This window comes from Hyphomicrobium sp. 99 (assembly GCF_000384335.2).
Lineage (GTDB): Bacteria > Pseudomonadota > Alphaproteobacteria > Rhizobiales > Hyphomicrobiaceae > Hyphomicrobium_B.
The window spans coordinates 2,545,222-2,559,577 of sequence record NZ_KQ031382.1; the positions used below are offsets into that span (position 1 = coordinate 2,545,222).

Annotated in this window: 15 protein-coding genes and 1 pseudogene; 3 read left to right on the forward strand and 13 right to left on the reverse strand. The window is 56.9% G+C overall.

Annotated elements, in window-relative coordinates:
* Window positions 1–455 precede the first annotated feature (455 nt).
* Window positions 456–998, forward strand: coding sequence for a sigma-70 family RNA polymerase sigma factor (locus tag G359_RS12220; RefSeq protein ID WP_045836355.1), 543 nt, complete (start codon window positions 456–458; stop codon window positions 996–998).
* A complete protein-coding gene (locus G359_RS12225; protein ID WP_045836356.1) occupies window positions 995–1,627 on the forward strand; it encodes a ChrR family anti-sigma-E factor in 633 nt (210 codons plus the stop codon). Before G359_RS12220 ends, G359_RS12225 begins: the two co-directional genes overlap by 4 nt.
* A gap of 444 nt (window positions 1,628–2,071) precedes the next feature.
* Here G359_RS12225 and G359_RS12235 read toward each other — a convergent pair whose 3' ends face one another.
* The 6 genes from G359_RS12235 to G359_RS12255 all read right to left on the reverse strand — a co-directional run bounded on the left by G359_RS12235 (window position 2,072) and on the right by G359_RS12255 (window position 6,962).
* Complete coding sequence (locus G359_RS12235; protein WP_052699345.1) at window positions 2,072–2,719, reverse strand: c-type cytochrome; 648 nt, start codon at window positions 2,717–2,719, stop codon at window positions 2,072–2,074.
* Window positions 2,720–2,924: 205 nt separating this feature from the next.
* On the reverse strand, window positions 2,925–4,553 hold the full coding sequence (locus G359_RS12240) for a cbb3-type cytochrome c oxidase subunit I (protein WP_045836358.1): 1,629 nt from the start codon (window positions 4,551–4,553) through the stop codon (window positions 2,925–2,927).
* A complete protein-coding gene (locus G359_RS12245) occupies window positions 4,537–5,076 on the reverse strand; it encodes a cupredoxin domain-containing protein (protein WP_045836359.1) in 540 nt (179 codons plus the stop codon). Before G359_RS12245 ends, G359_RS12240 begins: the two co-directional genes overlap by 17 nt.
* A gap of 14 nt (window positions 5,077–5,090) precedes the next feature.
* Window positions 5,091–5,288 carry a hypothetical protein gene (locus G359_RS12250; RefSeq protein ID WP_045836360.1) on the reverse strand — a complete coding sequence of 66 codons (198 nt, stop codon included), beginning with the start codon at window positions 5,286–5,288 and terminating at the stop codon, window positions 5,091–5,093.
* A gap of 424 nt (window positions 5,289–5,712) precedes the next feature.
* The gene (locus G359_RS20035) at window positions 5,713–6,021 is read right to left on the reverse strand and encodes a DUF1272 domain-containing protein (protein ID WP_082073088.1); all 309 of its coding nucleotides are present in this window, start codon (window positions 6,019–6,021) and stop codon (window positions 5,713–5,715) included.
* Window positions 6,022–6,122: 101 nt separating this feature from the next.
* A complete protein-coding gene (locus G359_RS12255; RefSeq protein WP_045836361.1) occupies window positions 6,123–6,962 on the reverse strand; it encodes a class I SAM-dependent methyltransferase in 840 nt (279 codons plus the stop codon).
* Between the two features lie 216 nt (window positions 6,963–7,178).
* Between G359_RS12255 and G359_RS12260 the strand changes: the two genes are divergently transcribed.
* On the forward strand, window positions 7,179–8,153 hold the full coding sequence (locus tag G359_RS12260) for an AraC family transcriptional regulator (protein ID WP_045836362.1): 975 nt from the start codon (window positions 7,179–7,181) through the stop codon (window positions 8,151–8,153).
* Window positions 8,154–8,247: 94 nt separating this feature from the next.
* On the opposite strand, the pseudogene G359_RS12265 reads toward G359_RS12260, so the two are convergent.
* From G359_RS12265 to G359_RS12295, 7 genes and pseudogenes are all read right to left on the reverse strand, one after another.
* Window positions 8,248–8,790, reverse strand: a pseudogene (locus tag G359_RS12265) (class I SAM-dependent methyltransferase); the annotation flags it as partial.
* Between the two features lie 1,104 nt (window positions 8,791–9,894).
* Complete coding sequence (locus G359_RS12270; protein ID WP_045836363.1) at window positions 9,895–10,281, reverse strand: hypothetical protein; 387 nt, start codon at window positions 10,279–10,281, stop codon at window positions 9,895–9,897.
* 15 nt (window positions 10,282–10,296) lie between these two features.
* Entirely contained in the window at window positions 10,297–11,238 is a 942-nt protein-coding gene (gene napH / locus G359_RS12275) for a quinol dehydrogenase ferredoxin subunit NapH (protein WP_245280012.1), read from the reverse strand.
* A complete protein-coding gene (gene napG / locus G359_RS12280; RefSeq protein ID WP_045836364.1) occupies window positions 11,235–11,927 on the reverse strand; it encodes a ferredoxin-type protein NapG in 693 nt (230 codons plus the stop codon). Before napG ends, napH begins: the two co-directional genes overlap by 4 nt.
* A 33-nt stretch (window positions 11,928–11,960) precedes the next feature.
* Window positions 11,961–12,314, reverse strand: a complete 354-nt coding sequence (locus G359_RS12285; protein ID WP_052699502.1) for a cupredoxin domain-containing protein — start codon at window positions 12,312–12,314, stop codon at window positions 11,961–11,963.
* Between the two features lie 11 nt (window positions 12,315–12,325).
* A complete protein-coding gene (locus tag G359_RS12290; RefSeq protein ID WP_082072918.1) occupies window positions 12,326–13,393 on the reverse strand; it encodes a cytochrome c peroxidase in 1,068 nt (355 codons plus the stop codon).
* Between the two features lie 3 nt (window positions 13,394–13,396).
* Window positions 13,397–14,311 carry a methylamine utilization protein MauJ gene (locus G359_RS12295; protein WP_156150751.1) on the reverse strand — a complete coding sequence of 305 codons (915 nt, stop codon included), beginning with the start codon at window positions 14,309–14,311 and terminating at the stop codon, window positions 13,397–13,399.
* Window positions 14,312–14,356: the final 45 nt, after the last annotated feature.

Here is a 14,356-nt window from a genome sequence, read left to right on the forward strand (position 1 = left end):
CGGATACAAAGATCGCAAACATGGGCGTGCTCCCTTTATCTCGCCCTTACGTGCTTGATCGTTCGCAGGATCACATCCCATAACGATTTTTATTCGAGCAAAATGATCTGGAATGCCTTTCCGCTCGAACGCCCGTCAAAAATGCGGGACCGTGGCAAGATAGGTCCCGCAAGTTGACGGTGGTGCATCCGCCCAAACTGAAGGGCGGACTGTGATGTTGTACGCGGTGGCAGGGCGTTCGGATCACGGTAGCCAAAGGAAGCGCCGCCCCAGAGACTGTATAATCAGTTCACCAAATGGGTTCTTCGCGATTTCTTTTCGTCGCGGCTCGCTGGTGCTGTTGGTGGTGCCGTTTGGATTACCAGGACGAAAAAAAGCTGATATGCGGTGTCGGTGTAGGCGGCGCAACCAAGTCTTAAGTTGCGAGACGGCCGATCTCTCAAGATTGAAACAGAATGTCAGACTTTGAGAAGCTGGAACAGATCGCCGCTCGAAAAGACGCTCAAGCGTATCGCGCGCTTTTCGAGAAATTCGGGCCCATCGTAAAAGCTTTCATGATGCGGCAAGGAGCGGACCCTGCGACAGCGGAGGAACTGGCGCAAGAAACGATGTTGAGCGTTTGGCGCAAAGCTGGCCTCTATTCTGAGGCTAAAGGCAGTGTGGCCACTTGGATTTTTACGATCGCACGTAATCTAAGGATCGATCGCTTACGTAAGGAGAAAATATGGGTCGAGTTACCTGACCAATTTGAGAATGAGGCAAGCGCAGAAATGTCTCCTGATGAGATCGTTTCGCGTGACCAGCAACACTTGATTGTAAAGAGAGCTCTCGATGAGCTCCCCCAGGAGCAACGGGAGGTCGTGGTTTTATCTTTTATCGACGGTTTGCCGCATCGCGCGATTGCCGACCGACTCGGCTTGCCTGTCGGAACAGTGAAATCAAGAATTCGGTTAGCCTACCTGAAACTTCGTGGCGCGGTTGGGGAACCGGACGAATGACGATCAAATCACACCCAGCGCCGGAAAACTTGTTCAGTTGTGCTGCCGGCAGCATGCCAGAAGCGGCCGCCGCGGTCATGGCGTGTCACATGTCCATGTGCCCACGCTGCCAAAAAGAACTTTCCATTCTGGATTCTGTCGGCGCAACCCTTCTTGAAGACATGCCCCCGGAAGCCCTCGTTTTGGAAACGCCGTCTCCAAAGCCTGAAAGGTCGCGACCCAAGCCGATCGCTGCAATTAAAAGCAATGTTCCAGGGCCTCTGCAAAAGTTTGTCGGACCTCGGCTCGAGGACGTCAAATGGAGACGGGTCGCCCCCGGAATTTGGCAATATCCTCTTCCACTTTCAGATCATTCGGACGCGTCGCTGAGGCTTATTAAAATTTCTCCTGGCCTGGCGATTCCGGATCACGGGCATTCGGGCTCTGAGATGACCCTGGTGCTACAGGGTGCGTTCACTGACGAATTCGGAAGTTACGCGGTGGGAGATGTCGTCGAGGTGGACGAAGGCGTCGAGCACACACCCGTTGCCGCAGAAGGACTAGAGTGCATCTGCCTTATCGCGTCCGAAGGTCGGATGCGATTTCATGGTATCCTCGCGCGCATCGTCCAAAGATTCACGGGCTTTTAGTAGTATGGATGGCTCGGCGGGTTTGCGGGCGACTAAAAATCACCCGACCGCTACGTCAAGGCGGTCGCGCATAACACGCGGGGCCAGTGACTACGGCCTGTTCGATAATAGGTTCCAGCGTTAGTGCAGCTGCCGCTCATCGATGAACAATAGCCGCGCTAACGCTTTGTCAACCTGCTGTTTATGAACCAAAAGCATTTCGCGAATGCGCAATAAAATCCGACGATCTAGCAACTTAAGGGACTCTTGAGGCGTCTGCTCAATCTCGCGGATCAAGAACAGCAGTCTTGTTGGGTCTGCAGGCATAGCGCAGCAATGCTCCCATAACCGACGTTCGCACGCCATCATGGCATAACGGAAGGTGTGCAAAGATGAGTTTCTTGATCTTTTGCGCGGACCACTTACTTTAGAAGGACAAGGTGCTGTTACGCACCGCATTTTCCATCAACTCCCGTTCGCCCGCGGCACTCCTGCATAATAGACCGCAAGCTGATGCATCTCATCGGGAGTAAGCTGATGCGCAATCGTGCGCATACGCTCGAAGAGATCGTTATTGCGTTCACGGGTCGCGAATGCGCTTAGCTGCTGCTCCAGATAGCTGCTGGATTGACCGAGCAATACTGGCGTTCCTTCAGGGCCACTGCGGCTCGCACCGTGACACGAGTCGCAAGGCGGTATTGCCCGAGCGGGATCGCCGTCAGTTACGAGATTGACAATCTCTGCGGGAACACCGGCCACGGCCGCGATCCTGTCCGGCGGCTGGCGCGAAGCATAATAAGCGGCTACGTCAGCCATCTGTTGCGGCTCAAGCGCCTCCGCATTCGGAATCATAATTCCGGCCTGGCCTGACTTTCGGTTGCCATTCTTGAAATCCTCCAACTGCTTCAACAGAGCGGGGGCGGGTTGGTTGGCCAGGTTCGGATAATTCGGATCGATGGCGATTCCATTTTCTCCGTGGCATCCCGCACAGACATCGGTGGCGGTTTTTGCTCCCTTCTGGAGATCGGCGGTCGCAAGCTGATGGAGCGTTTCGCCACCCCATGTCACTTTCGAACCCGAAACGTCCGCCTTGCGCACGCTCGGCGTCGACACTCCTCTTCCGTAACCTGGGATGCCGATAGAACGGCAGATAACGGCAAAGGAGCTTAGCCCTGGCGCGTCGCTTTGGGGCACCAATAGGAAACCAAGTCCAACACTTACAAAAACGAAAGTGAAGATAGCGGTGGTGGACCAAATCCGCCAACGGCGATCAATCGCAGCTTGGCCTGCGGGAACAGGAGGGCGATCCTCAGCCATATCATTCTCCTCGGTCCACGCGGTGCACCAACGCCGGCTTCGTATCAAGGATGAAGAATTGCGCGATAGGGTAGCCATAAGCAGCCAGCATCAAGAATGCCACAACCCCATTCCACATGGCGAAGCCGTTGAGCGCCTTTGGCACTCTGATGGGCGGATGGACGGCCGAAGCATAAACCATTCGGCGGTCGACGAGACGCGATCCCCGGAAGAGCGTAGCAATGTTCCAAATGAAAAGAAGTGCGCCCGCCAGCATGATCGCACCTCCGACGGTCGAGACAAGCGTCCAGGGACCCCAAAAGGCTATTGCAGGATTCGAATAGTCAAAGCTCGCGACTCGTCGCGGTTGACCAAAGAGACCGAGTGCATGCCACGGAAACGTCGTCACAATGATGCCGACGAACCATAGCCAAAGCTGCAGGCGCATCGGCCAGACTGCTATTGGTAGGCGACCGAGCAGCTTCGGCCAAATCTCATAGGTAATAGCAAAATACATGATCACCACCGAGCCACCGAAGATCAGATGAAAATGCGCCGTTACAAAGGACGTGTTGTGGACCATCGCATTCATGCCGTACGACATATTGACGAGGCCGCCGAAGCCACCAAAACCGAGCATGATGGCGCTCAAGCCGGTCGCAAGCATCATCGGCTTTTCCCAGGGGAGCGCCGGTATCCAGCCAAAAATACCAGTTCCCCCTCGCAGCCTTCCGGCAATCTCCATGGAGGCGCTGACCGTGAAGATGGTAAGCAGCGTCGGCACTGTAACCAGTGCCGTCAGCATCATTTGCAGGAATTTGAAACCTTGCCCGTGCTCGGGGTCCATGAACAGGTGATGCATGCCAACAGGCAACGAGTAGAGCAGAAACAAGATGAAGCTAATTCTACCCATCGTATCGCTGTAGAGCAAACCTCCTGCCGCTCGCGGTGCGATTGTATAAAATGCGATATAGGCTGGGATCAGCCAAAAATAGACGATGGCATGCAGCGTCCAGGAAAACAGCGTGCGCGAAAGGCCAACGTCAATAGTGTCGGTCCAGCCGAGCGCAGCCGGAATGATCTGGAATACCAGTTCGGTCCCGACGCCGGCTGTCGTCCATAACCAGAGCATCGCATTTGCGACGGTCGCGAACATCGCGAGCGGAACCGGCTCGCCTGGATGGTCGCGCTTCCAGCCTGTCATCGCGAGTATCATCAGGGCGACCCATACCCATGATCCGATGACAATCAGAAGCAAGCCGACGTAGTAGAAGACGCTGCCGACAAGAGGCGGATAAAACGTGTAGAGAACGCTTGCCTTGCCGAGAAAGATCGGTACGGCAGACATCACGACGCCAATTACGGCAATCCAGAATCCGGCCCAAGCCGCCCTATTGCTTGGTAATGGCCGGTCGAGTGTGGTGACGGCGACGAAATAACCGAAGCCCATGGTAAATAGGGTTGGCAGCACGTACGCCATCAACGTGCCATGGGCGGTAACCGAGATGAAATAAGCTTCAGCGCTTTCGTACGGAGCTCTAAGCGGGCTGCGCAGCAGCATTTGCCCTGCTCCCATCACCGCAGCGACGGCAAAACCTGCGAATGCTACGCTGATATGAGCAAGTACGAGACGGTCACTTTGATGAGGCACAGCTCATCCTCCCCTCTGCGTCGGGCTGCCAATCGGTCGCCGGCACGACATGCACGGTGCTGACCATCTCACTGTGGCCAAGGCCGCAATATTCGTGGCACGGCATGAGATGATCGCCCGCATGTGAGAAAACCGTGTGCACTTCGGAAACGTAACCCGGCACAACCATCGTGTTGACATTCGTGCCAGCAATGATGAACCCGTGAATAACGTCGGGGCTTGTCACTCGAAGAGTAACCGGTCGGCCAACTGCAACTGCCAAGCAGCGCGGAACGAAGGCGAACTGTGTTGCAATAATCCGGACGATGATCGACCCATCCGGGCTTTCCCGACTGCCTAGATTACTTTCGTTGAACTCTGGCGATACGTTCAGGGCTGTTGGGTCGATAATTTCGACATTGCTTGGCGGATGCAAGGACAACATCACGCTCGAGACGATGATCACTGCAACGATCAAAGCGACGGCAGCGGCCACAACCGCGCCCCATCTAAGTTCGGTCTTCAGTAGCTCGTGCTCGTCCATGAAATGCCTGCCTTTCAGCGGATCGGACCACGCGGCAGGAATATCCCGAAGTAAACGGCGAGCCAGGCGAGGACGAGAAATGCGAGGGAAATTCCGGCAAGTGCTGCTGCGCCACGCGGTACAATCTGCAGCACCCGATCGAGATCAGCTTGCGCAATCGGATCAGCGGGATCCTGAAGAGCGTCTTCTGCCGGGCGTGGGTCGCGTGTCATGGCTGCCCTTTCTTCTACTCTCGAGCGGGAGGAAGAAATTCACCGTTTGAGATTCACTCTCGGGCGTTCAGGCGCAAAAATATCACCTACGATACATCCTATTTTCCTGACATCCAACCCTTGATTCATTCGGATTGTGCCGGGTACGAGGGAGAACTTGAGGTAAATGATTTCTGTCCATGCGTCTTCGATCGACATCAATCCGCCGAATGCCTAACACTATGTCCGAACGCAGCAGCGATTGGGCGGAAGGCAATCTCTTCAGCGCGCACAACTGGTGGCAAAAGTCAGTGCGAGGCGAAACATCTGCTGCGCCATTGTCTCGTAGTCACGGTCGCTGTCTGTTCGCTTTGATGTGAATATGACGGCGTAGTATGGCGGAGCAGGCGTGGACGCGAAGCCGTGGGCCATGTCGCCTCCTAGCTCAACGATCTTGCGGCAGAATTCGTTTTAGCGCTGCAGCCAAATGACTGTGAGTAGCGAGATCTACGGGCCGATGCTTGACTTTGCTGCTTGCCGGATCACTGCCGAGGAAATTATCGTTGACCCAGTTCCTGGCCGGACGAACAGGCCTTGGTGTAAAGCCGCCTCCGCAATTCGGACAAACATTTGCAAGCACCGAGTCGACGCAGGCCGCGCAGAAGGTACATTCGTACGAACAAATCCGCGCTTCCATCGAGTTGGGAGGTAGAGGCGCATTGCAGTGTTCGCATGAGGGCCTTAGTTCGAGCATGTGGAGTATCCTACCGTTACGACTCTCTTTTCTGTCCTCGCAAAGGTGCTGAGAGCGAGCCAGCTCCCCGATCTCGCTCTCATGTTTGGATCGCTCCGGTTTCACCGTCGCGTTACAACGACTTCGAGATATTCACTGGGAACCACCATCGTCGTATCCCCTGATCGATTAAACCGGCCGATCAGATCTAGGATGTCACCGGCCAGCGCCGCGCGGCCGCGCTCATCCAGCGCTTCGAACGCTTTGAGCATTGGACCGTAGTACTGGCGAAACACATCGAGGAAATGCTGCGCTGAGCGGTAGCGGAATACGTAATTGCACGGCTTGGCAAGCATCGAGGATGCTTCAGCGCCAAATGCATTATCGATCCACTCATCTGTGCCCCAAACGGCAGGCGATTTGACGCCCGTCGGAGGAGGCAGATGTTTGCCGATCGTCTTGAACATCTGACCGATGAAGCCATCCGGTGTCCAGTTGGCGAGACCGATGCGCCCGCCAGAGCGGCACACCCGCAGCATTTCACTTGCGGTACGGCTCTGATCCGGGCTGAACATGCCGCCGAAGGTCGAAGCGACCGCATCGAAGGATCCGTCAGCAAAAGGAAGGTCCTCAGCGTCCGCCTTCTGGAAGGTTACAGAAAGACCGTCAGCATCGGCCCGCCGACGTCCACGGTCCAATAGCGTTTGGACGTAGTCGGTCGATGTAACGTCGCACCAACGGCGGGCAGCGGCGAGCGTGAAATTGCCGTTGCCGGCAGCGACGTCGAGCACCTTTTGCCCCGCACGCAAATCCATCGCTTCCGCCAGTTGTTCACCGACGATCTGAATCGTCGAGCCTACGACGGCATAATCGCCAGACGACCAAGCCACTTGTTGCTTAGCCTTGACCGTCTTCAGGTCCGGCGCGGCTGTGGGCGGGCGACAGTCGATAATTGTGGTCATGTCATCTCCATAGCAATTCAGGTAATCACAGGAGGCCGTCCGCAGGCGCGTTCGGCCTTGAGGTGTAAGTCACCTACTGCCGCCCGTGCGCCGATCGAATGACTGCTTTACCGGAGTTCTTGCTCGCAAGTCGAAAGTTGCTATGGTCCGGCCTGCGGCCCACACTTGGCGCCCCCTTGCTTCTTAATTTCACCAGCAATTTCGAGGCCCCAGGCCATGGCGGCCGATGTGCTATCGGAAGTTTTGTCGGCCGTCCGGCTAACGGGTTCGGTGTTTTTCGACGTTACCGCGACATCGCCATGGGTGGCGGAGGCGCCGCCTTCGGCAGAGATCGCGGATGCAGTGATGCCGGGCGCCCAGCACGCGATCGAATATCACTTGGTCACCCGCGGTTCTTGCTGGATCTCCATCGTCGGTGGCGCACCGTTCGAGCCTGTCCAATTGCGCGAAGGGGATATCGCGGTTATTCCGCATGGAGAGCCGCACGTCGTGTCGAGCGCACCGGGAATGCGTGCGGAGCCGGATTTGAAGGTGCACCGCCGACCGAACGACGACAGTGCCTTACCGTTCCAGCTCAAAACCGGGAACGAAGGCGCAAGCGATGCGCACCTGATCTGCGGTTTTTTCGCCTGTGATGTCAGGCCATTCAATCCACTCCTGGAGGCATTGCCGCGCTTTATGCGTATCAGCCGCGGCACATCATCGGCAACGGATGGGCTCCTGGAACAGTTTATCCGGTCAGCTTCGGCCGAGATGCGCGACAAGCGAGCTGGCGCTCAGAGCGTTCTGAACAAGCTGTCGGAACTCGTGTTTATCGATGCGATCCGAAGCTATATGGATGAACTCAGCACTGAAAATACAGGTTGGCTCTCCGCGTTGCGTGATCCCTTAGTGGGGCGCGCCATTGCCCTGTTGCATGGCCAGCCGGCGCGATCGTGGACACTCGAAGAACTCGCTGCCGAGTCCGGCGCCTCGCGCTCGGGACTGGCGAGCCGATTTACATACCTGATGGGCTATCCACCGATCCAGTATCTCACCCGATGGCGAATGCAGCTTGCGGCGAAGCGCCTGAGCGAGAAAGGCGTCAAGGTCGCCGCTGTGGCTCAAGAAGTCGGCTACGATTCCGAGGCTGCATTCAGTCGCGCCTTCAAGAGGTTTTCTGGGCGGTCGCCAAGCGAATGGCGGTCATAAGACGTCCCACCAAGGTGGGACGCGAGCGTTTGGCGCACTCGCGTCGAGGCCGAGGGATACGCGCTCGATTTGTGTTGCCACCGACCGTCGCCGCTTAGCGGGTCAGTTCGAGGATCAGGTTGACCGGCGTCTGTGCGGCACGCCGCAGGTTGGAAAACCCGGCTTCCCGCGCCACCTCGCGCAGGCGTTCTTCGCCTGCCTGCGCACCGAGGCCGAGCCCGACCTCCTGCGACAGCGAGTTCGGCGTGCACGCCATGGCCGACGCGGCGTAGTACATGCGGCCGATCGGGTTCAGGTTCTCCTCCAGCCGGTCGCCGGCATAGGGCTCTACCAGCAGAACCTTGCCGTCGGGCTTGAGCGCCTTGCGGCAGCGCGCGAGCGCGCCGACCGGATCGCCGAGATCGTGCAGGCAGTCCATGAAGCAGATGAGGTCGAAGTCGTGGCCGTCGAAATCAGTCGCAGCCTTGACCTCGAACGCGATGTTGCCGATCACGCCCTGCTCAGCGGCGCGCTTGCGCGCGGTCGCAATCGACTCGTCGTGATAGTCCAGGCCGATGAAGCTCGAGTTGGGGAACGCCTGCGCCATTAGAATGGTGGAGGCACCGTGTCCACAGCCGATGTCGGCGACCCGGGCGCCTACCGCCGCCTAAGGGCGGCTCGTTCCAAATCCGCCGCAGCGAAGAAGTCGGAGCCGCCCGCTAGGGGACCGATTTGAATGACTCCGCTCGGGGGCCTCGAACTGCGGTTTGAAGTATCTCCTTCTGACCCCAGTATATATCGACAATAATGTCATCGATGCCATTTCGGTCCAGCCATTGGGAGCCGTCCGAACGACACCTCCACTCGCATCATCGCTGCAGCAAAGCCAATGCGCCGCTCGTCGGCCCGAGCCGCTGTAAGTGCCCGCGCTATCCGCCGGGTAATTCCAGCAGCGACAATAGCAAACCCCCGATAGCGAAACGCGTCAGCGCGCACCCATCAGGTCACAATTTTGTATCAATCGTCGCTGTGCGTCATAATGCCAATCCGTATGCGCCACGTTTGCGAGGGCTGGGCTTTAAGAACCTCTGAAATCTTGACCGAGATCAAATTGTTCGATGACTGACGATCTAAATGTTCGGCGTGAGCGGTCGCATCGACGGCAATATTTTTGCAAAATTCCATTTAAGCGGACGCCGGTGTGATCGCTCGCAAACCTTCCTGCGCAATAGGCGATTCCGAGCGCGTGCCCCCTCCTCCGGGACCTGGGAGGATTAGCACCCCAGTTGATCGAAGAGTTGCCCTGACCTTATGGAAGAAATTCAGAAACAAACGCGCGACTATCTCAGGGCTCTTTACGGGCTCGGAAAGCCTTCCGTCGAAATTCTTCCAGTTCAAAACTTACCCGCCGTTCTGGCTTTTGCTCGCTTAAACAGCCGAAAATGCGACCCACATGCATGATAAAGAATTTGAAGTCTTCTCGCGCTACTACGCTTCGACAACACGCAGCCATCACAGCTTACCGACAGGGCATTAAATTGTGATGGTTACGTTGTGCTAACTGTCTTTATCCTCGCGCAGGCCGTCCTTGAACCGTTTGACACCTTGGCCGATCTCACCCAGCAAATCTGAAATTGTGCCCTTGCCCAAGAACAGAATTGCAACGACCGCTGCGATTAGCAAATGTTGTAGACTCAGGCCCATAAAATTTTCCCAAATTATGAAGTTGCGATCTCGCTGGATCACCTCGATCGCCGTGACGTCAATTGTCCTGACGGTCGAAGTGTTCGGCAATGACGTCGCGATACTCGACGCGTGACACATACAAGAGCAGCGCAAAATAGGCCGCAACTGTGAGCACCGCTATCGAGAGCATGCCAATGTTGAATGTGTAGTCGATATGTTTGCCGATCAACTCCTGCGCGGATTGGGGAGTATATCCGAGCTTCTCCCAAGATTGCGCCACTGCAGGCGTTTGGCCCATCTCATGCCAGCTCGGCCCGGATACATTCTTGTTGAGACGGTGAGCAAGGCTCAGACCAAAGATGTGTGGAGCAATAAGAATGCTAAGCATCAAGGCGACGAGGAATAGGCCATCGACGAGCTGACCTGCGCCGGATTGCTTTGGAGGAACGTGATTGTCGGACACGCTTGGTACCTGTTCTCAGACCGGTCTGGAGTTTTTCAGTTTTGGCTCTCGATGTCCTTCACTGCTTAGCACATCTTGGCCGCTATCAATTTTGCTCAGTCGGGTACGGAAATCAAAGACATCTACATAACAGGCATCGATGCATGACGCGCAATTCGTGCAATCGCCAGATACGATGAGGTGTGTCCCAGTACCCTTTAGGGCCGGGGTAATGACATGCGGTTCGGGGCACACCCGGAAACATGCGCCGCAATCGGTACACGCCTCCCGTTTGCTCGCGCTGATCCGCACGACACTTTGCGATCCAATGACACCATAAAACGCGCCGACAGGACAAAGATGGCTGCACCACCCTCTCCGGGTAACAAACAGGTCCAAAGCAAAGATCACGGCGATGATACCCCATCCCGCGCCGATGCCAAAGATAAAGGCCCGTTGCAAAATGCTGACCGGGTTAACGAACTCCCAGGCGATTGTGCCGGACAAGAAGGACGCCATCAGCGCTGCAAGCATGATCAGAACGCGCGTTCGCTTATCCAGTTTGCGATCCCGCGTGAGCCCGACCTTGTCGCGCAGCCAGTACGCCGCATCAGTAACGACATTGACCGGACAGACCCAACTGCAATAGACGCGGCCACCCACGAGCCAATAGAGGGTTGCGATGATCCCTGCCCCGAGAAACGCCAACTGATAGGGCTTATGGCCGGCGACCAGCGACTGTAAAAAAATAAAGGGATCGCTCAGGGGAACGACGCCGAGGATCTGGCTGGATGCGAAGTTGCCGCGTGCGATCCAAATTCCCGTCCACGGTCCAAGCGCAAAGAGCGCAAGTAGCAAAATCTGTGAGGCACGCCGCGCCATCCAATAGCGGTGCGCGAATAGCCAACCGCGCCGTTCGGCTGCATACTTTCGCCCATCGGAAGTCAGCCAAAGAATTGGGCGGCGCGCGCTCATCATGTCGAGGGCTCCACCTTTAGAACCCCGTGCCCCGTAGTCGGACGCCCGGCCTTATTTCGTCCGGCCTTCCCAAGGCCCAGCGGCCTCGGCAGAACGCGTATGGCAGCTTCCTCAAGCACGCATTGCTTTTCGCACGTCCCACACCCGGTGCATTTGTTGGAGTGGACAGTCGGGATCATCATCGGTTTGCCATCGATGATCTGCTTCTCGAGCGTGATCGCCTCTTCGCGTATCGGACACGAGCGATAGCAAATACTGCAAAGCATGCCCTTGTAGTTGAGGCATGTCTCGTGATCGACGAGAACAGCGACACCCATGTCGGCCTCGCGGATGTTTGCGATGTCGGCATCGAGCGCGCCTGTCGGACAGGCTTTCGCACACGGCACGTCCTCGCACATAAAGCATGGTGTTTCGCGGGCAACGAAGAAGGGTGTTCCGAGGGCCGCCTCCTCACCCCATGTCGCAAGTCGCAACGTGTCGTAGGGGCAGGCTCGAACGCAAAGGCCGCAACGCACGCAAGCACTTAGAAATGCGTCTTCATGGATTGCGCCTGGGGGACGAAGCGCCTTCGCGGCAGTGGCCTTTGCCTGTTGCGTGAACTCGTTGAGCGTAACGGCGGCAATACAGGTGACGCCCGCCGACTTGGCAGCTGTTAGCAGCAGATCCCTGCGACTTATCCGATCAGCCATGCCCCTATCGCGCCCTTCTCGGAACGCGCCTCGCTATTTTTTGTCGGCTCCTGTAGGCGGAGCGATCGTCATTTCCCGCTTGATGATCGGATGGATCCAGCAGCGAACCGTCGCCGCTCCCGCCTTGCGCAGCGTCACGGATTTCTTGGTACCCGGCACCTGAGTATCAAGGTTGTCCATCGAACCATCGTCATAGACAATGTAGATGTTGTGAGCCATTTCAGCTTCGTTCGAAAACGTCAGCACATCTCCGACCTGAGGCTTCTCGGGCAGCTGCTCCAATTCGAGATGATGGATCACAACTGTGTATTCGCGGGCATGCGCGGCCGTGGCTCCGAGCATCAAGCTGAGAGCAAGCAACACACCGGTCATTGAAAAAAACGTCATCGAAAAAAGCTTCATGGCAGCACCGGAAGTTCCGTCGTGAGAGGCGACGCAGAGAGCGTCTTAACGAAGGCTTCAAGCTCCGTCCGCTCCTGTTGGGTCAACGTAAATTGCTTCATGTCCGTCGATAAGCTCGGGCGCTTCTCTCCGCCGTTTTCATAGTGCCGGATAACGTCGACAAGAGACGTCATGGAGCCATCGTGCATGTAGGGCCCATGAATGTTCAAGTCTCTGAGAGATGGCGTCTTGAAGGCATGCTGCATGCCGACCACGCTTGGTGGAGCAAACTGTCCTCGTCCGATGTCCGCCGATTTCAATCCGATGTCATGGAAGCTGTCATCGGTGAAACGCCAGCCTCCATGACACTTGCTGCACCCCGCTGCACCGTTGAATAGCGCGAAGCCGCGCTTGGCCTCAGCCGTGATCGCCCCTTCGTTGCCGGCAATCCAATGATCAAATGGTGCTTCATTTGAAATTAGTGTTCGTTCATAGGTTGCGATTGCAGCCGTGATCGATGCGAAGTCGATGTCTTTCGCCGGAAAGGCACTTTCGAACAGCGGGCGATATCCAGAGATCGATTTAACGCGTTCGACGATGGCGTCAGGGGTCATCCCCATTTCGTGTTCCGCCGTCATAGGAAGCGCCGCCTGTTGCTCAAGCGTGTCGGCTCGGCCGTCCCACATCAGCGTCGTAAGCCACGCCGAATTCACGATTGAGGGAGAACGTCTCGGCAGCTCCTGCCCGGTAACGCCGCGGCCTTTCGCGAGTCCGTCCGACCAGCGGAATGCTGGATTGTGACATGATGCGCACGATACGCTCCCCGTGCTCGACAGCCGAGGATCGAAAAATAGATCCTTTCCGAGCTTTGCCTTTGCTTCGGAATACGGATTGGTTTCGGGAAATGCCGGCGCGTCCGGACGAACGTATTTTGCCTTGAGCTTCGCCAACGAGTCTTCGTACGCCGTTGCCGCCGACAACGGCCGCGCAGAAAACGTCTCTTCTACACACACCGCAGCAAACCCGACAGCGAGCGTCGCCGCTGCAAGCGCCACGAATGATGGGTTTTGTTTGAAAATGTTCATAGCTTAGGACGGATAAACCGCCTCCAGCTCGATGTCCTCGGACGACATTTCCTTACCCTTCATGGCGCTCAGCAGCACTTCGCGCGCAACCAGATCGGTGAGGTTGGCAAGCGCCGCAAGTTTTGCATCGCTTTCAATCTCCCGGCGCGCCGTGAGGCTGACCTCGATTTGATCTGTGGTGGCGGCGCCGCCCAAATCCGCAAGCACCGCTTGCCGCCTCGGCTCGACCCAGGCCGACAAGGTGCCGGCGTCCGCATCGACGAATTGCGGGTAAAAACTGTAGGCACCGCTGCGAACGAGCATCTCGACGGATATCGGATTCCTGCTGCGTTCGCCGGACGCGTCCCCTTGCAGCAGGCCCGCGAGAGCTGCGCCAGCGCACACTAACCGCCACATGGGCGATGACGCACAACGCGCTTCCCGATAGAGACGAATGAACGATTGAAATTCCGGAGCCACGTCACGCATCGGCTCGATCGCTGAGAGCGCACTCGGCAAAAAGGGAACGCTTCGCCAGCGTGCCCCATGCTCAACGTCGGCGACCCGCCACCCGATGACTTCAATGCTTCGTCCGTGGGCGAGGCAAACATCGTCGATGAAGTCCTGAACAGCCCCATAGGCGATGCCGAGCGCGTCTTTCGATCCGGATGCCAGCATATTGTAGACAATCTCGTTCATCTTCCCATTTTGAGAAGATGAAAATTGGATTGTCACGCGGCGTTCACCCACCCACTGGTCAACTGTAGGCGAGGAACTCGCCAGAAAATCCGTCTCCCAAGCGCGCGCGCCTGTCGAACGGACGAAAAATCCGACCACGAAATTCCGCAATTCGTGCGCCGCCTCGGAAGCGGAAACCGCTTCCGGGGGAGACTCGGCACGAAGCGACGCCATCCAATTGTAAGGGATCCACATCGTCACGCGTCCTTTCGGGCAAACAGATGAGCCTGCGAATTTCGATTCCGG